The 20051-nt window shown below is 72.0% G+C and carries 17 protein-coding genes; 9 read left to right on the top strand and 8 right to left on the bottom strand.

Annotated features, from left to right (window positions below):
* The first annotated feature begins 226 nt into the window (after positions 1–226).
* Positions 227–2701 carry an ATP-binding protein gene (locus tag ACE101_RS05985; RefSeq protein WP_379126778.1) on the top strand — a complete coding sequence of 825 codons (2475 nt, stop codon included), beginning with the start codon at positions 227–229 and terminating at the stop codon, positions 2699–2701.
* Positions 2702–2706: 5 nt separating this feature from the next.
* Here ACE101_RS05985 and ACE101_RS05980 read toward each other — a convergent pair whose 3' ends face one another.
* Together ACE101_RS05980 and ACE101_RS05975 are read right to left on the bottom strand one after the other, a co-directional pair.
* A complete protein-coding gene (locus ACE101_RS05980) occupies positions 2707–3249 on the bottom strand; it encodes a histidine phosphatase family protein (protein WP_379126776.1) in 543 nt (180 codons plus the stop codon).
* On the bottom strand, positions 3246–5009 hold the full coding sequence (locus ACE101_RS05975) for a hypothetical protein (RefSeq protein WP_379126774.1): 1764 nt from the start codon (positions 5007–5009) through the stop codon (positions 3246–3248). Before ACE101_RS05975 ends, ACE101_RS05980 begins: the two co-directional genes overlap by 4 nt.
* A gap of 341 nt (positions 5010–5350) precedes the next feature.
* On the opposite strand from ACE101_RS05975, the gene ACE101_RS05970 reads away from it, so the two are divergent.
* Positions 5351–6187 carry an FAD-binding oxidoreductase gene (locus ACE101_RS05970; protein ID WP_379126772.1) on the top strand — a complete coding sequence of 279 codons (837 nt, stop codon included), beginning with the start codon at positions 5351–5353 and terminating at the stop codon, positions 6185–6187.
* A gap of 170 nt (positions 6188–6357) precedes the next feature.
* On the opposite strand, the gene ACE101_RS05965 is transcribed toward ACE101_RS05970, so the two are convergent.
* Positions 6358–7023, bottom strand: coding sequence for a glutathione S-transferase family protein (locus ACE101_RS05965; RefSeq protein WP_379138501.1), 666 nt, complete (start codon positions 7021–7023; stop codon positions 6358–6360).
* 67 nt (positions 7024–7090) lie between these two features.
* The gene (locus ACE101_RS05960; RefSeq protein ID WP_379126770.1) at positions 7091–8629 is read right to left on the bottom strand and encodes a sensor histidine kinase; all 1539 of its coding nucleotides are present in this window, start codon (positions 8627–8629) and stop codon (positions 7091–7093) included.
* Positions 8630–8867: 238 nt separating this feature from the next.
* On the opposite strand from ACE101_RS05960, the gene ACE101_RS05955 reads away from it, so the two are divergent.
* From ACE101_RS05955 to ACE101_RS05930, 6 genes are all read left to right on the top strand, one after another.
* A complete protein-coding gene (locus ACE101_RS05955; RefSeq protein WP_379126769.1) occupies positions 8868–9323 on the top strand; it encodes a (2Fe-2S)-binding protein in 456 nt (151 codons plus the stop codon).
* 17 nt (positions 9324–9340) lie between these two features.
* Positions 9341–11566 (top strand): xanthine dehydrogenase family protein molybdopterin-binding subunit, encoded by a 2226-nt coding sequence (locus tag ACE101_RS05950; RefSeq protein WP_379126767.1) that lies wholly within the window; start codon positions 9341–9343, stop codon positions 11564–11566.
* A 111-nt stretch (positions 11567–11677) separates the two neighbouring features.
* Positions 11678–12292: a uracil-DNA glycosylase family protein gene (locus tag ACE101_RS05945; RefSeq protein WP_379126765.1), complete on the top strand. Its 615-nt coding sequence runs from the start codon at positions 11678–11680 to the stop codon at positions 12290–12292.
* Positions 12293–12437: 145 nt separating this feature from the next.
* Positions 12438–13757: an Hsp70 family protein gene (locus tag ACE101_RS05940; protein WP_379126764.1), complete on the top strand. Its 1320-nt coding sequence runs from the start codon at positions 12438–12440 to the stop codon at positions 13755–13757.
* A gap of 85 nt (positions 13758–13842) precedes the next feature.
* Complete coding sequence (gene pyrF, locus ACE101_RS05935; protein WP_379126762.1) at positions 13843–14553, top strand: orotidine-5'-phosphate decarboxylase; 711 nt, start codon at positions 13843–13845, stop codon at positions 14551–14553.
* Between the two features lie 19 nt (positions 14554–14572).
* A complete protein-coding gene (locus ACE101_RS05930; RefSeq protein ID WP_379126760.1) occupies positions 14573–14917 on the top strand; it encodes a DUF1330 domain-containing protein in 345 nt (114 codons plus the stop codon).
* A gap of 84 nt (positions 14918–15001) precedes the next feature.
* Here ACE101_RS05930 and ACE101_RS05925 read toward each other — a convergent pair whose 3' ends face one another.
* Positions 15002–16216, bottom strand: coding sequence for an NADP-dependent isocitrate dehydrogenase (locus tag ACE101_RS05925; RefSeq protein ID WP_379126758.1), 1215 nt, complete (start codon positions 16214–16216; stop codon positions 15002–15004).
* Positions 16217–16540: 324 nt separating this feature from the next.
* Here ACE101_RS05925 and ACE101_RS05920 point away from each other — a divergent pair, with 324 nt between their 5' ends.
* The gene (locus ACE101_RS05920) at positions 16541–17287 is read left to right on the top strand and encodes an RNA methyltransferase (RefSeq protein ID WP_379126756.1); all 747 of its coding nucleotides are present in this window, start codon (positions 16541–16543) and stop codon (positions 17285–17287) included.
* A gap of 21 nt (positions 17288–17308) precedes the next feature.
* Here ACE101_RS05920 and ACE101_RS05915 read toward each other — a convergent pair whose 3' ends face one another.
* The 3 genes from ACE101_RS05915 to ACE101_RS05905 form a co-directional block, all read right to left on the bottom strand.
* Positions 17309–18604 carry an O-acetylhomoserine aminocarboxypropyltransferase/cysteine synthase family protein gene (locus ACE101_RS05915; protein WP_379126754.1) on the bottom strand — a complete coding sequence of 432 codons (1296 nt, stop codon included), beginning with the start codon at positions 18602–18604 and terminating at the stop codon, positions 17309–17311.
* 17 nt (positions 18605–18621) lie between these two features.
* Positions 18622–19029, bottom strand: a complete 408-nt coding sequence (locus ACE101_RS05910; RefSeq protein WP_379126752.1) for a response regulator — start codon at positions 19027–19029, stop codon at positions 18622–18624.
* Between the two features lie 342 nt (positions 19030–19371).
* Entirely contained in the window at positions 19372–20046 is a 675-nt protein-coding gene (locus ACE101_RS05905; protein WP_379126750.1) for a class II aldolase/adducin family protein, read from the bottom strand.
* Between the last annotated feature and the right edge of the window lie 5 nt (positions 20047–20051).

Below are 20051 nucleotides of genomic sequence, written 5' to 3'. Positions count from 1 at the left end.
GTGATGCCGGGCGCGGGTTGTGCGCGGCGCGATTTCTTCCCTATGGTGACGTCAGGGAAGTCGAGGCGAAGATGCGACCGTATTCCTGGCTTGCGTGCCGAGCGATCCGATCTGGTCCGGCGCCAGCGATTTCACACCGCATCCGGCATTCGTCCTGCGGCGTCATGCGCTGCGCTGAATTTCCAATGGCCGGCAAAATACACGACAGGCCATATCGTTGACCGGGATGAGGTTTCCCGCCATCGACATCTTCCGCCTGCGCGAACGCGGGTTTCTGGCGAGCCATGCGCTTCTCGCCCATCTGGCGGCGAGTGCGATCCTCGTGACCGGCATCTGCCACATGTGGGAGGGCCGCGGCCTCGCGCTGGCCGAGGCGACGGGCGGCATGCGCAATCTCGGCCACTCCCTCGCGCAGCACGCGACCCGCAGCATCGAGGCGGTCGACCTCGCGCTGCGCGAGGTGGTCGATGCGGTCGAGAGCGGCGCGCTCGGCGAACCGGAGGCGTTGCAGCGCTCCCTCGAGCGCAGCGGCACCGGGCTCGCCCAGATCCGCAGCCTCGTGGTGACGGACCATGACGGCACCTGGATCGCAGCCTCGCCGCGATCCGCTCTCGGCTGGAGCGGCTCGGCCGACCGCCGCTACCTTCTGCGCCACCGCGAGGAGCCCGATCGCGAGATTCATCTCGATCCCCCGTTGCGCAGCCGGGTGAGCCGCAAGCTCCTCATCCCGGTGACGCGGAGCTGGCGCCGCCCGGATGGCGGCTTCGGCGGCGTGGTTCTGGCGTCCCTGGCCCCCGAGCATTTCGAGCGGTTCTACGGCGGCCTCGCCCTCGGCGAGGGCGGGTCGGTCGCGCTGCTCGATCCGGAGGGCCGGCCGCTCGTCGGCGCGCCGCCGTGGGCCGGTTCCGTGGGCGACGCCCCGACGCAGGAGGATCTCCTGCGCACCCATCTGCCGCGCGCGGCGAGCGGCGTGGTCCGGTCCCGGGCCGCCCGCGACGGGACGGAACTCCTCGTCGCCTACGAGCGGCTCGACGGCCAGCCGGTCGTCGTGGCGGTCACCCGCAGCCTGCCCGAGATCCTGGCGGGATGGCGCCGGGCCGTGATCACCGAGGCCGCCGCGATCGCCCTCGCGGTGGTGCTCCTCGGCACCCTCGGCATCGCCCTCGACCGCCACCACCGCCGGGCCGCGGAAGCGGAGCGCGCGGTGCGGACGAGCGAGGCGCGCTACCGGCTTTTGTCGGAGAACGGCAGCGACATGATCGTGCAGGCCGATCTCGACACCACCCGCCGCTACGTCTCCCCGGCCTGCCGCGAGCTGCTGGGCTACGAGCCCGAGGAACTCGTCGGCACCAAGCCCCTGGCCGACATCCATCCGGACGACCGCGCCGCCGGCGCGGAGATCCTGGCGCGCCTCGCGGCCGGAGAGGTCGAGACCGCGACGAGCTGCCAGCGCTACCGGCGCCGCGACGGGAGCCATGTCTGGGTGGACGCGAGGCTGCGGCTCCTGCGGGACGCGGGCGGGGCGCCCTGCGGCTACGTCGCGGCCCTGCGCGACGTCTCGGAGCGCCAGCATCAGGCGGCGGCGCTGGAGCAGGCGCGCGACGCCGCCGAGCGGGCGAGCCGGGCCAAGACCGACTTCCTCGCCACGATGAGCCACGAGATCTTCACGCCGCTGACGAGCATCCTCGGCTACACGGACCTGCTGCTGGAGGATCCGACCCTCGGCGAGCGGCACCGCCGCCAGGGCGAGCGCATCCGCGCGGCGGGTACCGCCCTGCTGACCATCGCCAGCGACCTCCTCGACCTCTCGACGATCGAGGCGGGCGAACTCACGCTCGATCCCCAGCCCTTCCGCCTCGCGGGCCTCGTCGAGACGGCCGTGGCGATCGTCGATGCGTCGGCCCAGGCCAAGGGCATCGCCCTTCACGCGCGGGTGGCGCCGAGCTTGGCGGCAGTAACCGTCGTCGGCGACGAGGACCGCCTGCGGCAGGTCCTGCTCAACCTGCTCGGCAATGCCGTGAAGTTCACGAATGCCGGGAGCGTGACGCTCACCCTCTCGGAAGGCCCCGTGCGGGAGAAGCGGCGCGCCCTGCATGTCGCGGTCACGGATACGGGCATCGGGATCCCGGCCGAGCAGCACGGGCGGCTGTTCCAGCGCTTCAGCCAAGCGGATGGCTCGATCCGGCGGACCTTCGGCGGCAGCGGGCTCGGCCTCGCCATCGCCGGGAATCTCGTCGAGCGCATGGGCGGACGGATCGGCGTCGAGAGCCGGCCCGGCCTCGGCTCGACCTTCTGGTTCTCGGTGACCCTCGCCGAGGCGGAGCCGGATCCGCGATCGCCCGAGCCGCCGCCCCACGATCCCGATGCCTTCGCGAGCATGGTCGGCCTGCTCGGTCGCGACCGGGTGGACGGCCTGCTCGACCTCCTCGCCGCCGAGCTGCGGCGCGGCTTTCAGGCCCCGGCCGCCGATCGCGACCGCCTGCGGCGGAACGCCCGCGCGGTGGTGTCGACGGCGAGCCTCCTCGGCTTCGCCGCCCTCGCCGCCTTGTGCCGGGAGATCGAGGAAGCGGGCCGGGCCGGCGCGGTCCCGGAGGAGCTGCGGGACCGCATCGCGCCGATCCGACAGGCGGCGCTCGCGGACCTCCTCCGCCTGCGCGGCGCACGGCACGCCCATGCGCTGGAGACGGCCGTCGACGCCTGACGGCTTCAGGCGCCCGAGGCGGCCTCGTCCTCGGGCTCCAGGCGGATCCAGGTGCCGTTGTCGAGGCTCTGCCCGGTCAGGGCCATGATGACCCCCCAATGGCAGACCACCAGGGTCTGGGCCCAGTCGGGATCGCCCGCCATCGTGCGGCGGAACGCCGTGGTGCGCGCCCGGAAGACGTCGTGCGGCTCCTCGGCATCGGGCCACCACACCTCCGCGACCTCCCCGAAATCGAGATGCGGCCACGCCGCCGCCAGGGCCGAGCAGGCCGTGCCGATATCGCAGCTCGCCGCGAAACGCTCGGCGATGGCCGTGGTCACCAGGATGGGGAGGCCGAGCCGCGCGGCCACCGGGGAGGCGGTTTGCAGGGCGCGGGTGTAGGGCGAGCAGACGATGCGCCGGATACCCGCCTCCGCGAGCGACGCCGCCGCTTCCTCGGCCTGCCGGTGGCCCAGGGGCGTGAGCGGCGCGTCCGGGATGCCGGGATCCTCGCCCGTGGCGCGGAAATGCAGGTTGAACGCGCTCTGTCCATGCCGGAGGAGGATCATCTCAGGTCTCTCAGGAGCCGGTCGAGGCGGGCTGCGTAGGAAGACGCCGCGCCCCGCTGCCATGCCGCATCGTCGGGTGTGCCGCTCTGCGCCGCGAGGGTGCAGGCGCCGAGCCGGAAGGCGAGGTAGCACGGGATCAGGAGGCCGAGGAGGTCCGGATCGGGCGTCACGCCCTCGCGCTCCATCACGCGGACCAGCCGCGCCCCGGCCGCGGGCGGCAGGTCGAGTTCGACCAGGGCCCCCGCCACGTCCCAGGCGACGTCCTGGCAGCCGACGAGATCGTGGCCGGCGTGGTGGTCGAGGGCATCCGCCTTGCGCAGGCTGCCATCCGGCAGCAGCAGCCATTCCCAGGGCTGGAGCCGCCCGTCGATCCGCACCGGCCGGACCAGCGCCGCGAGGCGCGCGAGCCGCGCCTCGTCCCAGGCGTCGAACCGCCCGGCCGCCTCCGCGCCGAGGGCGGTCGCGCCGTTGTGGCGGGCCATCGCCACGAGGTCGGCCAGGGTGGCGCCGCGCCCGGGCTCCACCGGAAAGGCCGTGGCCCGGAACGCGAGATAGCGCCCGACGACCTCGGCGAGGCGCAGCGGATCGTGGGCGCCGGAGGAGAGCGGACGGGCCTCGCCGAGCCAGCGCTCCACCACGAACCCGTGCGCGAGGCCGGCCACGGGCGGCGTGAAGCCGGCGGCGTGCAGGCGTTCCGCCAGGGCCAGGGCGTCGTCCCCGGCGGCCCCGAGCCCGGCGAACTTGACGAGCCAGGTCTCGCCGCGCGCCCGGGCCAGGAACTTGCGCCGCTCCTGCTGCGCGTGGACCGGCGGCCACGCAGCGGGTGGCCCGGCGAGGTGGGCCCGCCAGGCTCCGCCGGAGACGTCCTCCAGCGGGCCGTCGAGCGGGCCGACCAGCCCCGCGACCCAGGTCTCGAGCCGCCGCGCGGGCTCGCGCGCGTGAAGGATGAGGTCGTCGAACCCGGTCACGACCCGGCGGGTGGCCGCCCAGCGGGCGCGATGGCGCGGCTGCGCCCGCGGCCCCGGCTCGCCGCCGTGGCCGGGGAAGAAGACCAGCCGATCCGGCGGCACGCCGCGCGCCTCCAGGTGGTCGGCGACGGCCCCGAAGGAGCTGCCGGAGAGGCCGGGCCCCTCGTCGACGATGGCGACGTCGCCGGCGATCCCTCCGCACAGCCCGTCGTCCAGGGCCGGGGTGACGCGCAGCCGCCGGTCGAACGGGTGGCCGACGGGGCGGACCGTGACCGGCGGCGGCGCCCCGAGGGAAGCTGCACTCATCGCGGCGAGCGGGAGGCCGATGCTGCGGATCCCGACGACGCGGGTCCCGGGCCCCAGCCCCGAGGCCCGCGCCGCCGCGGCATAGGCTTCCGGGTAGAGGGCGTAGAACGCGAAGCCCTCGGCGCGCTTGCCCGTGATGCGGCCGGGAAGCGGCGCCCGCTCGACCGCCGCCAGGAGCGCGGAGGGGCTCGGCGCATCGCCGCGGAGGCCGTGATCCCACGATTCCGTGACGGCGCGGGCGAGGGCCAGCAGCAGCTCCGTCACGGCCTGCGCGCCGGCCGTGGGGAGGTCGTCGGCGTCCTGCTCCGCGAAGGCCGCGTCGGCCAACCCCTGGCCGAGTTCGCCCGCCGCGATCAGCGCCGCGACCAGCCGGCTGTGACGGGCGAGGCCCGGCGGGCCGGCGGCAGCCTCGGCGCAGAGATCGGCGATGCGTGCGAGCCAGACCCGCGGATCATCGGTCCGGGCCGTATCGCCGTAGACGAGCATGCGCGAGGCGTCTCCTGGGATGTGGGCCCGACCGGGCGCGAGCCGCGACCAACGCCGCCGCCCCGGGCGGGTTTCCGCCCCGGACGCACGCGGATCGGGCTCTGCCCCGCGCATCGTGAGAGCCCCGTCCGCGGACACCTCGACACAGGCCTTGGTCGCAAGGTCAATCCCAATTAAATCCTGTTAACCATAATCCGAATGAAAGCTGATCCTCCGGTTAATTCCGTTGATGCGGCACCGATTTCGATACAAAAGCCGACTTCTCTCAAGCAATCATGCCGGCGGCCTGCGAACCGCTGACATCCGCCGATGAGCGAGAGGGTGCCGGAGACCTGCCAGCCGTGACGCAGCCGACGGACGAATCGCTGCCGACGCGCGGCATCGCGCGCGATGCCGCTCCTCCCGTGGGCCGACGCAGGGGCGTGGTCACCGGCCTCGCTCCGCTCTCGCCCGGAATCGTGGAAGTGACGCTCGCCCTGGCCAGGCCGCTCGCCGTCCTGCCTGGCCAGTCCGTCGCCTGTACCTTCGCGGGCTTTCCGGCGCGCGACTACAGCCCGACCCTGCGCAGCGACGGGTCGGGCGAGCTGAACGAGCTGGTTCTCCACCTCCGACGCCGGCCCGGCGGCCTCGTCTCGTCCGCGATCGGCCGGCGCATCCGCGTCGGTCACGCGGTGGAGGTGCGCGGGCCCTTCGGCCGTGCCTTCCACCGGCCCGGGCCGGGTCGGCTCGTGCTGGTCGGCGTGGGAACCGGCTGGGCGCCGATCTGGAGCATCGCCCGCGCGGCGCGCTTCCGCGAACCCGCCCGCGCGATGGTGCTCATCGCGGGCGCCCGCGATCCCGCCGATCTCCACATGGGCGAGGCGCTGGACTGGCTCAGGCGGAGCGGCGTCGAACAGGTGGCGGCGGCAAGCGGCGGACAGCCCGCCCCCAGCCGGCCGGCCGGGCGGCTCACCACGCATCTGCCGCATCTCCGCGCGACCGACGTGGTGCACGTGGCCGGCTCCCCGGCCCTCGTGGCGGCGGTCCGCCTCCTCGCGGCGAGCATGAACGCCACCTGCCACGCGGATCCCTTCCTGGCCTCCGCCCACAAGCGGATGAGCCGCCACGCGCCGCTCGACCGGCTGCTTGCCCATCGTCCGCAACCGGCCCCGACGCCCGCGATGCGGGACATTGCGTGAGCGGGGCCGAGGGCGACTTCCCGACCTTCGCCGGGCGCCGCCCCCCACGGCGGCCCTTCCATCAAGGACATCCGATATCGGGCGGGATCGTTGAGACAGCCCTCGTGCCGGGGCGGCGGTCTCCGACGATGGTGCGCTGGAAGGACGCCCCCGCTCCCGCGACGAGCCGCTCAGCCCCCGAGCGGGGCCGGCACCGGCGAGACGCCCTGCGCGTGGGCGGCCGCGCGTTCCGCCGCGAGGGCTCGCCGATAGGCGGGTCGATCCGCGAGCCGCGCCCAATAGGCCCGCGCGAAATCCGGCAGCCTGTCGCCGAGGCCGGCATACTCGGCCAGCATCAGGGCGTAGCCGAGGCTGATATCCGCGGCGGTGAAGCGACCGGCGGCGGCGTAGGTCCGGTCGCCCATCAGCGTGCCGAAGGCCTTCAACCGCGAGGCGAACCAGCGGGCGTAATCCTCCGCCACCTGCGGCAGCCGCCGCTCCTCCGGCTCGAAGCGGCCGTAGCGCAGCACCAGCGTCTGCGGGACGGTCAGGGTCGCCTCGCCGAGATGGAGCGCGTTGAGATAGGCGCCGAAATCCGGCTCGTCGGCGCGCACGCCGAGCCCGCCCGGGCTGTGGCGGGCGGCGAGATACTCGCAGATCGCGGCGGATTCGGTCATCACCGCGTCGCCGTCGCGGAAGGCCGGGATCGTGCCGAGGGGATTGATCGCGAAGTAGTCCTTGCGGTGGCCCCGCGGCGGGAAGGGCAGCATCACGAGATCGTAGGCGAGCCCGATCTCCTCCAGCATCCAGAGCGGCCGGAACGAGCGCGCCCCCACGCAGTGATAGAGCGTCGGCATCATCCGGTCCCTCCCGGGCGAAGACTGGCGCAGCCGGCGGCGCGGTTCAAGGCCGGTGGCGCGCTCCTCAGGCGGCGCGGGCCGGGCGGGCCGGAGGCTTGTCGCCGCCGACATCGACGGCGGGCAGCGCATCCATCACCCGCGAGGCCGGGAAGGTGACGATCACCTCGGTGCCCTCCCGGGGCTTCGACTTGAGCTGGAAGCCGCCGCCATGCAGGTCGACGAGGCCCTTCACGATCGGCAGGCCGAGGCCGGAGCCCTGCTCGGCGGTCTTGATGGCGAGCGAGCCGCGGCCGAAGGAGGACATCACGGTCGGGATCTCGTCCTCGGGGATGCCGGGGCCGGTATCCTTGATGCTCACGTACTGGCCGCCGGACGAGGTCCAGCCGACCTTGATGGTGATCTCGCCCCCGGGCGGCGTGAACTTGATCGCGTTCGACAGGATGTTGAGCACCACCTGCCGCATCGCCCGCTCGTCGGCCCAGAGCCGCGGCAGCGAGGGATCGACCAGCTCCTTGAAGGTCTGGTTCTTGGCCCGGGCGCGCAGGGCCATCATGTGGCGGCACTCCTCCACCACGTAGGCGAGCTGCACCGCCTCCTCGTTCAGCTCGTAGCGCCCCGCCTCGATGCGCGACAGGTCGAGGATCTCGTTGATCAGGTTCAGGAGGTGCATCCCGCTGTCGTGGATGTCCGTCGAGTATTCCTGATAGGACGGCGCCGCGTGCGGGCCGAAGACCTCGTTCTTCATCACCTCCGAGAAACCCAGGATGGCGTTGAGCGGCGTGCGCAGCTCGTGGCTCATGGTGGCGAGGAAGCGCGACTTGGCGAGGTTCGCCTCCTCGGCGCGCCGCCGCGCCTCGTCGGAATTGGCCTTGGCCTGTTCGAGTTCGCCGAAGATCGCATCCTTCTCGGCCCGGGATTGCAGCGCCGCCACCGTCGAGCGGTAGAGGTGGTTCGACAGGACGAGGAAGAAGAGCTGCGCGCCCACCGCCATGCAGATCAGCAGCACCGGTTCGAGGCCCCGGGCCATCGCGAGGAGCGAGAGCGTCGCGAGGCTGAGGGGCAGCAGGCCGGCGGCGGCCGCGAGCGGAACCGTCGCGGCGAGCATGGTCGTCACCGCCGCCACGATCAGCAGGACGAACAGCACGAAGGTGCGCACGTTCGACCCTTCGGCCGAGAAGGCGAACACCACGAGAAGCGACCACGCGCTGCTCTGGACCACCTCCCCGATCACCGCCCGCCGCCGCGAGGGGCGCAACGCGATCGCGTCCGGATCCTGCCGCAGGAAGCGCCGCGCCAGGGCGGCGACGGCCCCGATGCAGCCGACGACGCCGCCCAGCCACAGGGCGGTCCAGGGCACCGGCAGCCAGAAGGCCGAGGCCGCGGCGACGCCGAGAGCGAGCAGCATCAGCGGCAGGAAGGCGCCGATGCGGTACTGCGCGAAGACCCGCAGCAGCTCGTAATCGAAGGCGCGCTCCAGGCCGATCGAGGAGGTCAGCCGCTCGCGGGCCGAGCGCACGTCGCGCGCGAGCTTGCGCCGCCGGGCCGCCTCCTCCGCGGTCGGGCCCCGCCCGCGCCGCACCATCTGCGCCGTGATTTCGGACATGGGATGGGGTCGCGCCGCTCCTGGCCTCCGGACGGGTATCCGGCCCGGAGGCTTGCGGAAAATTGTTAAGGTTGCCCTTCGATGACCGGGAGAATTGTCGCGAGCGGCGCCGCCCGGTCATCCCTCCCGCCTCGCGACGATGTGCGGCAGCGCACAAAAGCCGCGCTTGCCTCCGTGGCAGGTGTCGCCTCACACCAGCGAGGCTGGACCCATTCCAGGTAAAAAGTCGGAGCTCGCGATGCCGAAGCTGACCGTCAACGGCAAGACCATCGAGGTCGATGCCGATCCCGAGATGCCGCTCCTCTGGGCTATCCGCGATCACCTGAACCTCACCGGCACGAAATACGGCTGCGGCATCGCCCAGTGCGGCGCCTGTACGGTCCATATCGACGGCCAGCCGGCCCGCGCCTGCCAAGCGCGCATCGGCGACCTCGCGGATGCCAAGATCACCACCATCGAGGGCGTGTCCGGCAAGGTCGCCGAGGCGGTTCAGGCCGCGTGGCGCAACCTCGACGTGGTGCAGTGCGGCTACTGCCAGTCGGGGCAGATCATGTCGGCGATCGGGCTGCTCTCCGAGAACAAGGCGCCCACCGACGCGGATATCGACGGCGCTATGGACGGCAACATCTGCCGCTGCGGCACCTACCAGCGCATCCGCGCGGCGATCCACGACGCCGCCCGCTCGCTCGCCTGATCCCCGGGAGGTTGCCCATGTTCCACGCTCTGCGCGCCAAGCGCTCCCTCGTCACGCGCCCCCTCGCCTCCTCGCGCCGCGCCTTCCTCACGGGCGGTGCCGCGGTCGCCGGCGCCCTCGTCGTCGGCTTCCATCTCGACCTGCCGGGCCTCAGGGCCGAGGCCGCCCACGGCCCGGACCTGTCCAAGGTGCCGACGCGGCCGAACGCCTTCGTGCGCATCGCCGCGGATGACAGCGTCACGGTGATCATCAAGCACCTGGACATGGGCCAGGGCAACACGACCGGGCTCGCCACGATCCTGGCGGACGAGCTCGATGCGGACTGGGCGCAGGTGCGCACCGCCTTCGCGCCCGCCGACGCCTCGCTCTACAACAACCTCGCCTTCGGGCCGATCCAGGGCACCGGCGGCTCCTCCGCGGTGTCGAATTCGTGGATCCAGCTGCGCAAGGCGGGGGCGGCCGCCCGCGCCATGCTGGTCGCGGCCGCCGCGGCCGAGTGGAAGCTGCCGGCCGCCGAGATCACGGTGCAGAAGGGTCTGATCCGCCATGCCGGCGCGGGCAAGGAGGCACGGTTCGGCGCCTTCGCGGCGGCCGCCGCCGCGCAGCCGGTGCCGGAGAACCCGCGCCTCAAGGATCCGAAGGAGTGGACGCTGATCGGGACGAAGCTCCCGCGGCTCGATTCCGGCATCAAGACCAATGGCAGCGCGGTCTATGCCCTCGACATCCGCCGCCCGAACCAGCTCACGGCGGTGGTGGCGCGGGCCCCGCGCTTCGGCGCGACGCTGAAGAGCGTGGACGACGCGGCCGCCCGCAAGGTGGCGGGCGTGGTCGACGTGGTGCGGATCCCGAGCGGGGTCGCGGTGCTCGCCCGCGACACCTGGTCGGCCATGAAGGGCCGCGAGGCCCTGGCGCTGACCTGGGACGAGACCGGCGCGGAGCGCCGCTCCTCCGAGCAGCAGCTCGCCGACTACAAGGCGATGGCGGCCAAGCCCGGGCTGGTCGCGGCCCGGCAGGGCGACGCGGCAGGCGCGATCAAGGGCGCCGCGAAGGTGCTGGAGGCGGAGTTCAGCTTCCCGTTCCTCGCCCACGCGCCGATGGAGCCCCTCAACGCCACCATCGAGAAGGCGGCGGATGGCGGCTACGACATCCATGCGGGCTCGCAGTTCCAGACCATCGAGCAGGTGGTGACGGCGCAGATCCTCGGCACCACGCCGGACAAGATCCGCATCAACACGGTCTGGGCCGGCGGCTCCTTCGGCCGGCGGGCCACCGCCTCCGCCGACTACATCGCGGAGGCTGCCGCGATCCTGAAGGCCACGGGCGAGAAGCAGCCGATCCACCTCGTCTGGACCCGCGAGGACGACATCACCGGCGGCTATTACCGGCCCGCCGCCTATCACCGCATCCGCGCCGGCCTCGACGCCAAGGGCGGCATCGCGGGCTGGGAGCACAGCATCGTCGGCAAGTCGATCATCATCGGCACCGCGATGGAGGCGATGCTGGTGAAGGACGGGGTCGATTCCACCACCGTCGAGGGCGCGGCGGACACGCCCTACGCCCTGCCCGCCTACCGCTTCGAGGTGCACAACGCCCGCGACGCGGTGCCGGTGCTGTGGTGGCGCTCGGTCGGCCATTCGCACACCGCCCAGGCCATGGAGGTGTTCATCGACGAACTGGCCCATGCGGCGGGCCAGGACCCGGTGGCCTACCGGCTCGGCCTGCTCCAGAAGGCACCGCGCCTCTCGGGCGCCCTCAAGCTCGCCGCCGAGAAGGCGGGCTGGGGGACGAAGCCCGGCAAGGCCGGCCAGGGCCTCGGCGTCGCGGCGCACGAATCCTTCGGCTCCTACGTGGCCATGGTGGCCGACGTCGCCGTCGATGCCGGCAAGGTGACGGTGAACCGCATCGTGGCGGCGGTGGATGTCGGCGTGGCGGTGAACCCGGACGTGGTCCGCGCCCAGGTCGAGGGAGCGGTCGGCTTCGCGCTCTCGGCGGTCCTGCGCAACCGCATCACCTTCAAGGACGGCGCCGTGCAGGAGACGAACTTCGATTCCTACGAGCCGACCCGGATGAGCGAGATGCCCAAGGTCGAGGTGCACATCGTGCCCTCGTCCGAGGCGCCGACCGGCATCGGCGAGCCGGGGGTGCCGACGCTCGCGCCCGCCATCGCGAACGCGATCTTCGCGGCGACGGGCCAGCGGCTGCGCTCGCTGCCCCTCGATCTCGCGGCGCTCCGCGGGGTGTGACAGCGCACCTCGGTGCAACGACGGCTCTGCTACCACAAGTAGGACCAATCGTTTCGAGACCCTCCCAGCGCGGCTTCGGCCGCGCTTCTTTTTTGGGCGCCCCGTCCGCGCATGAGTGACTTCGACCGCGTCGCCGCGGCCCTGCGCGCCTGCCGGCTCTGCCGCGACGCGCCCCGCCACGGCCCGCCCCTGCCGGTGGAGCCCCGCCCGATCGTGCAGGGCCGCGCCACCGCCCGCCTCTGCATCGCGAGCCAGGCGCCCGGCCACCGCGCCTATCGCAGCGGCCGGCCGTTCCAGGACCCGTCGGGAACGCGCCTGCGGGCGTGGCTCGGCCTCGACGAGGCGGCGTTCTACGATCCCGGCACGGTGGCGATCCTGCCGATGGGCGCCTGCTTTCCCGGTCACGATGCCAAGGGCGGCGACCTGCCGCCCCGCCGGGAATGCGCCGAGACGTGGCGTGCGGATCTCCTCGCCGGCCTGCCCGCCCTGGAGCTGATCCTGGTGATCGGCCAGTACGCGCAGGCGTGGCATCTCGGCCGCTCGCAGGACGGGCTCACCGGCACGGTGATGCGCTGGCGCGACCTCTTCGCCGAGCCGCGCCGGCCCCGGGTGCTGCCGCTGCCGCACCCGTCCTGGCGCAACAGCGGCTGGCTCAAGCGCAATCCCTGGTTCGAGGCCGAGCTGCTGCCGGTCCTGCGCCGGGAGGTGGCCCGCCTCACCGCCTAAACTTTGGGCGCGCCGGACCTTGACGGCGCCGCGATCCGGGACGACGAGCAGCGCCCTTTCCCTTCCGAGCGAGCGGCCGCGCTCCCGTGCCCCGGGCGCGGCGCGAGCGTGCCTCCCGTCCCCAGCCAAGCGCGGAGCCCTCCCGATGACCATCCCCGTTTCGATCGGGATCGATTTCGGCACGACCAACACCGTGGTCGCCCTCGCCGACCCGGACGGCCGGGTCGAGGGCGTCACCTTCCGTCACCGCGACGCGGATCTGCGCACCTATCTGTCGGCCCTCTCCTTCTGGCAGGAGGGGCGCGGCCTCTCGGCCAGGACGCGGGTGGCGGGCGGGCCCTTCGCGGTCGACGCCTTCCTGGAGGGGCATCTCGGCCTGCGTTTCATCCAGTCCTTCAAGAGCTTCGCGGCGAGCGCGGCCTTCAAGGAGACGCGCATCTTCCGCGACCGCTTCCAGTTCGAGGACCTGCTCGCGGCCTTCGTGCGCACGCTGCTGGCGGATGCGGGCGGCTCCCTCGACCTCTCGGCCGGGCGGGTGGTGATCGGACGGCCGGTGCGGTTCGTCGGCCACAACCCGGACGAGGAGCTGGCGATGCGCCGCTACTCGGCGGCCTTCCGGCGGCTCGGGATCAGCGACGCCCTCTACGCCTACGAGCCGGTGGGGGCCGCCTTCTTCTACGCGCAGCGCCTGGAGGGCGAGGCCACGGTGCTGATCGCGGATTTCGGCGGCGGCACCAGCGACTTCTCGGTGATGCGCTTCGCCCGCGGCGGCGACGGCCGCCTCACCGCGACGCCCCTCGGCCATAGCGGCCTCGGCATCGCCGGCGACGCCCTCGACGCGCGCATCGTCGAGCATCTCGTCGCGCCGCATCTCGGCAAGGGCGGCACCTACCGCTCGATGGGCGGCAAGCTGCTGCCGCTGCCGGCGCATTACTACGCGAGCCTGTCCCGCTGGCACCAGCTCGCCCTGATGAAGTTCTCCGGCGACCTCCAGGAGTTGCAGGACCTCGCCAAGGTCGCCGTCGATCCGGCGCCCCTGGCGCGCTTCATCGACGTGGTCGAAAACGATCTCGGCTTCGCGCTCTACCAAGCCGTCTCGTCCACCAAGGTGGCGCTGTCGAACGAGGAGCGGGCGGAGCTGCATTTCCGGGGACCGGGGACCTCGGTGGAGGTGAAGGGCTCGCTGACCCGGGCGGCCTTCGAGGACCTCATCGCCCCGGATGTCCGGCGCATCGCCGGGGCGGTGGAGCAGGCGCTCGTCTCGGCCCAGCTGCCCGCGAGCGCGATCGATCAGGTCTTCCTCACCGGGGGCACCTCCTTCGTGCCGGCGATCCGGACGCTGTTCATCGACCTGTTCGGGGCGGAGCGCGTGGGCTCGTCCGACCAGTTCGAGTCGATCGCCCACGGGCTCGCCCTGCTCGGCCGGCTGCCGGATGCGGAGCGCTGGGCCGCCGGCCGGCTGTAGCGCCGGGCGGCGGACCCTTGATTTACCGCCGCGGCCTGTGGTCGGTGGGGCGATCATCCTGCGAGCGCTCAGGTCCAGACCTCAGATGTCCGACACCCTCTCCCCACGCGACCGGCTCATCGTCGCCCTCGACATGGCGTCGACCGACGAGGCCGAGCGCCTGATCGACCGCCTCGGCGACGCCGTCTCCTTCTACAAGATCGGCTACCGGCTCGGTTACGCGGGCGGCCTCGCCCTCGCCGAGCGGCTGGTGAAGGGCGGCGCGAAGGTCTTCCTCGACCTCAAGCTCCACGACATCGGCAACACCGTCGAGGAGGGCGTGCAGTCCCTGGCCCGCCTCGGCGCGCATCTCCTCACGGTGCACGCCTATCCGCAGACCATGCGCGCGGCGGTGCGCGGCCGCGATTCCGTCCCGGGCAGCGCCCTGCGCCTCCTCGCCGTGACCGTGCTCACCTCCTACGACGATGCCGACGCGCGCGAGGCGGGCTACGCGCTCAGCGTCTCGGAACTGGTCGGCATGCGGGCGCTGGCGGCCCGAGAGATCGGCATCGACGGCATCGTCTGCGCCGCCACCGAGGCCGCGCAGGTGCGCGCGATCATCGGCCCCGACCGCCTCATCGTGACGCCCGGCATCCGACCGGCCGGCTCCGAGACCGGCGACCAGAAGCGGGTGGTGACGCCGTCCGCCGCCATCCGGGCAGGCGCCGACTGTCTCGTGGTGGGCCGTCCGATCACCGCGGCGGCCGATCCGCGTGCGGTGGCGCAGAGCATCGTCGCCGAGATCGCGGCAGCCTAAAAATCAGGGAGAAGCGAGAATGCCGAAGGGATACTGGGTGGCCCGCGTCGACGTGCACAACGCCGAGGCCTACAAGAACTACGTGGCGGCGAACGGGGCGGCCTTCGCCAAGTTCGGCGGCCGCTTCATCGTGCGCGGCGGCGCCTTCGAGACGGCGCTCGGCACCAGCCGCCAGCGCAACGTCGTGATCGAGTTCCCGAGCCACGCCGATGCCGTCGCCTGCTGGAACTCGCCCGAATACCAAGCCGCCCGCGCCAAGCAGGAGGGCGGCGCCGAGATCGATCTCGTGATCGTGGAGGGCTATGACGGCCCGCAGCCGAGCCTGTCGGCCCCCGCGCAGCCGGCCAACCCGGCCTCGGAATAATCCTGAAGCGACCCGCGGGGCTTCCCCCGCGGGTCCGTTCGGGCGGCCTGTCAGGCCGCCAAGCCGGTCAGACAGACAAGCCGGTCAGACAGCCATCGCGGCCTTCAGGTTCGCGTCGATCTTGTCGAGGAAGCCGGTGGTCGACAGCCAGCGCTGGTCGGCGCCGACGAGGAGCGCGAGGTCCTTCGTCATGAAGCCGGCCTCGACGGTGTCGACGCAGACCGTCTCGAGGGTGGCGGCGAACTTCGCCAGCTCGGCGTTGTTGTCGAGCTTGGCGCGGTGCGACAGGCCGCGGGTCCAGGCGAAGATCGACGCGATCGAGTTGGTCGAGGTCTCCTTGCCCTTCTGGTGCTCGCGGTAGTGGCGGGTCACCGTGCCGTGCGCCGCCTCGGCCTCGACGGTCTGGCCATCGGGGGTGAGCAGCACCGAGGTCATCAGGCCGAGCGAGCCGAAGCCCTGCGCCACCGTATCGGACTGCACGTCGCCGTCGTAGTTCTTGCAGGCCCAGACATAGCCGCCCGACCACTTCAGGGCCGAGGCCACCATGTCGTCGATCAGCCGGTGCTCGTAGATGATGCCGGCCGCATCGAACTTGGCCTTGAACTCGTTCTGGTACACCTCCTCGAAGATGTCCTTGAAGCGGCCGTCATAGGCCTTGAGGATGGTGTTCTTGGTCGAGAGATAGACCGGGAACTTGCGGGCGAGGCCGTAGTTCAGCGAGGCGCGGGCGAAGTCGCGGATCGAGTCGTCGAGGTTGTACATCGACAGGGCGACGCCGGAGCCCGGGAACTTGAAGACCTCGCGCTCGATGACGGTGCCGTCCTCGCCCTCGAACTTGATGGTGAGCCGGCCCTTGCCGGGAACCTTGAAGTCCGTGGCACGGTACTGGTCGCCGAAGGCGTGGCGGCCGACGACGATCGGCTGCGTCCAGCCCGGCACGAGGCGCGGCACGTTCTTGCAGATGATCGGCTCGCGGAAGATCACGCCGCCGAGGATGTTGCGGATCGTGCCGTTCGGCGACTTCCACATCTCCTTGAGGTTGAACTCCTTCACGCGGGCCTCGTCCGGCGTGATGGTGGCGCACTTCACGCCGACGCCATGCTTCTTGATCGCCTCGGCCGCCTCGACCGTCACCTTGTCGTTCGTGGCGTCGCGATGCTCGATCCCGAGGTCGTAATACTCCAGGGGAATGTCGAGATACGGGTGGATCAGCTTGTCCTTGATGTACTGCCAGATGATCCGCGTCATCTCGTCCCCGTCGAGCTCGACGACGGGATTCGTCACCTTGATCTTCGCCATGACCGACCAGCCTTCCGTGTGCGGCGACCATGCCGGTCCGTCGCGCGGAGGAGATCCGCGGGCGGGGCCGGCCGTCGCGCGGTCATAGCGCGCTGCACCATGGGGGGGAAGCCGCTAACCAGCGGCACGGAAGCGGCAAGAAAAAAGCCCCGGCGGGTGCGCCGAGGCCAAGGAGGTCCGCTGAGTCAACGCGAGGGGCGCGCGAAGGTTCCGCGAGCCACCCGGCACCCTCAAGTGCCTGATCCGTCACCGTCCCGGCGGCCCGGATTTCCCTCGCGCCGCGCATCCTCTAGAAGCGCCGCGTCACCTCACCCGCCCCGATCGATGTCCGAGCAGCCCTCTCCCCGCCCCATCGTGATCCTGGTCGAGCCGCAGCTCGCCGAGAACATCGGCATGACGGCCCGGGCCATGGCGAATTTCGGCCTCTCCGAGTTGCGCCTCGTGGCGCCGAAGGGCGGCTGGCCGAAGAAGGGCGTGCGCGAGACCGCCTCCGGCGCGACCCACGTGCTCGACGCCGCCACGATCCACGCCACCGTGGCCGAGGCGATCGGCGATCTCCATCACGTGCTCGCCACGACGGCCCGCGAGCGGGGACAGATGAAGCGGGTGATGGGGCCCGACATCGCCATGCCCGCCCTGGTCGAGCGTCTCGCGGCGGGGGAGAAGGTCGGGATCCTGTTCGGGCGCGAGCGGGTCGGCCTCTCGAACGACGAGGTCTCGCTGGCGGACGCCATCGTGACCTTCCCGGTGGACCCGAAGCACTCCTCGCTCAACCTCGCGCAGAGCGTGCTCCTCGTCGCCTACGAGTGGCGGCGGGCCGCAGGCCTCGCCGCCCTGCCCTTCGACGGCGAGCTGCGCTCGGCCCCGGCGCCGCGGGCGGCCCTGATCTCGCTGTTCGAGAGCCTGGAGGGCGCCCTCGATGCGGTCGGCTACTTCCCGCCCGAGAAGCGGGGCGGGATGGTGCGCAACCTGCGGGATATTCTCCACCGCATGGCGATGACCGAGCAGGACGTGCGCAGCCTGCGCGGGGCGTTGCGGGCCCTCACCGGGCGCAAGCCGGACCCGGAGTGATCCTGGCCCGGCCGAGCCGCCTCAGGACAGCTTCGCGAGCGACTGCTCGACATCGGCGATCAGGTCATCGACGCTTTCGAGCCCGATCGACAGCCGCACCGTCTCGGGCCCGACGCAGGCCGCCGCCTTCTCGTCGGCCCGCAGCTGCCGGTGCGTGGTCGTGGCCGGGTGGATCGCGAGCGACTTGATCTCGCCGATGTTGACGAGGTGGGAGATCAGCTCCAGCCCGGAGATGAAGTCGAGGGCCGCCTGCTCGCCGCCCTTGAGCGCGACGGTGAAGATCGCGCCGGCGCCGTTCGGCACGTAGCGGTTGGCGATGGCCTCGCCGGCTTGGCCGGGCAGCGACGGATAGCTCACCCAGTCGACCTTCGGATGCGCCTTGAGGAAGGCCGCCACCGCGCGGGCATTGGCACAGTGGCGCTCCATGCGCAGCGGCAGGGTCTCGATGCCGGTGAGCGTCAGGAAGGCGTTCATCGGCGAGAGGCCGGGACCGAGATCGCGCAGGCCGAACAGGCGGCAGGCCACCGCGAAGGCGGTCTCGGGGAAGCGGTCCGAGACCACGAGGCCGTCGTAATCGGGCCAGGGCTCGTTGATGAGGTTGTAGCGGCCCGTCGCCTTCCAGTCGAAGCGGCCGGCATCGCAGACGATGCCGCCGATCACCGTGCCGGAGCCCGACAGGAACTTCGAGGTGGAGTGCACGACGATGTCCGCCCCGTGCTCGATCGGGCGGATGAGGGCCGGCGAGGCCAGCGTGTTGTCGACGACGAGCGGCAGCCCGTGGCGCCGCGCCACCGCGGCGACGCCCGCGAGATCGACGACGGTGCCGCAGGGATTGACGATCGATTCGCAGACGATGGCGCGGGTCCTGTCCGTGATCGCCGCCTCGAAATCCTCCGGCGTCAGGCCGCGGGTGAATTGCGGCGTCAGGTCGTAGCGGCCCTCCAGGCGACGCATCAGCCCGAGGGAGCCGCCGAACAGCCGCGCCGAGGCCACGTAGGCGTCGCCCGCCTGCAGGAGCGTCAGCAGCACCAGCAGCATGGCCGATTGGCCGGAACCCACCGCCACCGCCGCCTTCGCGCCTTCGAGCGAGGCCACCCGCCGCTCCAGGGCCGCCACCGTGGGATTCGAGCCGCGCGAATAGGAGAAGCCGGTCGCCCGCATCGCGAAGATGTCGGCGGCCTGCTCGTTCGACTCGAAGACGAAGCCGTTGGTGAAGTAGATCGGCTGGGCGCGCGCGCCGGTCGCCGGGTCGGGCGCGGTGCCGGCATGGACGGCCCGGGTGGCGAAGGCGAGGGTGGACGGATCGAAGGGAGGCATCGGCGTCTTCCGGGCGCTCAGGCGGCGCGGCGCACGCAATCGTGCAGGGTCTGGACGAGATCGAAGGGCGCGTAGGGCTTCGGGATGAAGCGCGCGCCCTCGGGCATGTCGTTGGGGCCGGGCGTGCCCATGCCGGAGACCACGAGCACCGGGATCCAGGGCCAGCGCTTGGCCACCAGGCGGGCGAGCGCGAGACCGTCGATGGAGCCGAGCGGCATGTCGACGTCGGTCATCAGCGCGTCGACCTCCTGGGCGCTCTCCAGCACCTGCAGGGCCTTGTCGGCGTGCGGTGCCTCGACGACCTGGAACCCGGCCTCCGCCAATGTATCGGCGGCCTCCATCAGCAACAGGCCGTCATCCTCCACGAGGAGCACGACGGGCACCGGTCCGGGGTCGGAATCGGGATTGTCCGGGCTGGATGTCATCGGCGGCAACGGCTGAGGCGGCGGGTGGTTGCTGCCTATGAGCAGGCACAGGCAGGGTCAAGCGTGGCCGGCTTCGCGTTCGCGTGCCCCGGCCGGGCCAATGACCGCCCCGCCCGCCAGGCATGCGCCGGGTTCATACGGTTTCCGGATGATCGCTTCGCGATGCGGAAACCGGCCTCGCTCAGGCGCCGCGCGGGCTCGTGATACGGTTTCCGAAAGTGATCTTTCCGGAAACCGTATCAGACCCACCGGGCCCCGGACGGGACGCTCCCGTCCGGCTCGTGCGATCCGCGCGAGCCCCGCCTCCCCCCGGTCCGTGAGCTTCGGCGCGGGATCCGCGGCTCAGGCATCCTCCGCCGTGCCGCTGCGCAACCCGTAATCCGCGAACCGCTCCAGCACCGCGTCGATCTCCGTGCGCGACAGGATCACGGGGCCTCCGTCGAGCTGCAGGCTGTAGAAATACTGCTTGGCCAGGGCTTCCAGCTCGACGGCCCGCCACATCGCCTTCTCCAGGTTCTCGCCGATGGCGATGATGCCGTGGTTGGCGAGCAGGCAGGCGGTGCGGCCGTCGAGGGCCGCGAGCGCCTCGCGGGACAGGGCCTCGGTGCCGTAGAGCGCGTAGCCGGAGCAGCGCACGTCGTGGCCGCCGAAGGCCGCCACCATGTAGTGACAGGCCGGGATCGCGCGGCGGGTGATCGCGATCGTCGTCGCGAAGGTCGGGTGGGCGTGCACCACCGCGTGGGCGTCCGGGCGGCTGCGCAGGATGTCGCGGTGGAAGCGCCACTCCGTGGAAGGCCTGAGCGGCCCCTCCCAGGCGCTGCCGTCGCCGTCGAGGGGCAGGGCGGCGATCATCTCGGGCGTCATCCGGTCGTAGGGCGTGGCGCTCGGCGTCAGCAGCATGCGCGTGCCGCAGCGCGCGGAGATGTTCCCGGCCGTGCCCTGGTTCAGGCCGTTGCGGTTCATCTCCCGGCACAGCTCGACGATCGTGCCCCGCAGGTGCCGCTCGCGCGCGTCCATGGTGT

It is taken from the genome of Methylobacterium carpenticola (assembly GCF_042748905.1).
GTDB lineage: Bacteria > Pseudomonadota > Alphaproteobacteria > Rhizobiales > Beijerinckiaceae > Methylobacterium > Methylobacterium carpenticola.
Note: the sequence above shows the minus strand (reverse complement) of the source record. Positions and strands in the feature narration are given on the sequence as shown.

What these genes read in the sequence shown, in the direction of transcription:
- ACE101_RS05985 (WP_379126778.1), top strand. Translation starts at nt 227, where the DNA reads ATGAGGTTTCCCGCCATCGACATCTTCCGCCTGCGCGAACGCGGGTTT.
- ACE101_RS05980 (WP_379126776.1), bottom strand. Translation starts at nt 3,249, where the DNA reads ATGATCCTCCTCCGGCATGGACAGAGCGCGTTCAACCTGCATTTCCGC.
- ACE101_RS05975 (WP_379126774.1), bottom strand. Translation starts at nt 5,009, where the DNA reads ATGCTCGTCTACGGCGATACGGCCCGGACCGATGATCCGCGGGTCTGG.
- ACE101_RS05965 (WP_379138501.1), bottom strand. Translation starts at nt 7,023, where the DNA reads ATGCCGACGCTCTATCACTGCGTGGGGGCGCGCTCGTTCCGGCCGCTC.
- ACE101_RS05960 (WP_379126770.1), bottom strand. Translation starts at nt 8,629, where the DNA reads ATGTCCGAAATCACGGCGCAGATGGTGCGGCGCGGGCGGGGCCCGACC.
- ACE101_RS05955 (WP_379126769.1), top strand. Translation starts at nt 8,868, where the DNA reads ATGCCGAAGCTGACCGTCAACGGCAAGACCATCGAGGTCGATGCCGAT.
- ACE101_RS05950 (WP_379126767.1), top strand. Translation starts at nt 9,341, where the DNA reads ATGTTCCACGCTCTGCGCGCCAAGCGCTCCCTCGTCACGCGCCCCCTC.
- ACE101_RS05945 (WP_379126765.1), top strand. Translation starts at nt 11,678, where the DNA reads ATGAGTGACTTCGACCGCGTCGCCGCGGCCCTGCGCGCCTGCCGGCTC.
- ACE101_RS05940 (WP_379126764.1), top strand. Translation starts at nt 12,438, where the DNA reads ATGACCATCCCCGTTTCGATCGGGATCGATTTCGGCACGACCAACACC.
- pyrF (WP_379126762.1), top strand. Translation starts at nt 13,843, where the DNA reads ATGTCCGACACCCTCTCCCCACGCGACCGGCTCATCGTCGCCCTCGAC.
- ACE101_RS05930 (WP_379126760.1), top strand. Translation starts at nt 14,573, where the DNA reads ATGCCGAAGGGATACTGGGTGGCCCGCGTCGACGTGCACAACGCCGAG.
- ACE101_RS05925 (WP_379126758.1), bottom strand. Translation starts at nt 16,216, where the DNA reads ATGGCGAAGATCAAGGTGACGAATCCCGTCGTCGAGCTCGACGGGGAC.
- ACE101_RS05920 (WP_379126756.1), top strand. Translation starts at nt 16,541, where the DNA reads ATGTCCGAGCAGCCCTCTCCCCGCCCCATCGTGATCCTGGTCGAGCCG.
- ACE101_RS05915 (WP_379126754.1), bottom strand. Translation starts at nt 18,604, where the DNA reads ATGCCTCCCTTCGATCCGTCCACCCTCGCCTTCGCCACCCGGGCCGTC.
- ACE101_RS05910 (WP_379126752.1), bottom strand. Translation starts at nt 19,029, where the DNA reads ATGACATCCAGCCCGGACAATCCCGATTCCGACCCCGGACCGGTGCCC.
- ACE101_RS05905 (WP_379126750.1), bottom strand. Translation starts at nt 20,046, where the DNA reads ATGGACGCGCGCGAGCGGCACCTGCGGGGCACGATCGTCGAGCTGTGC.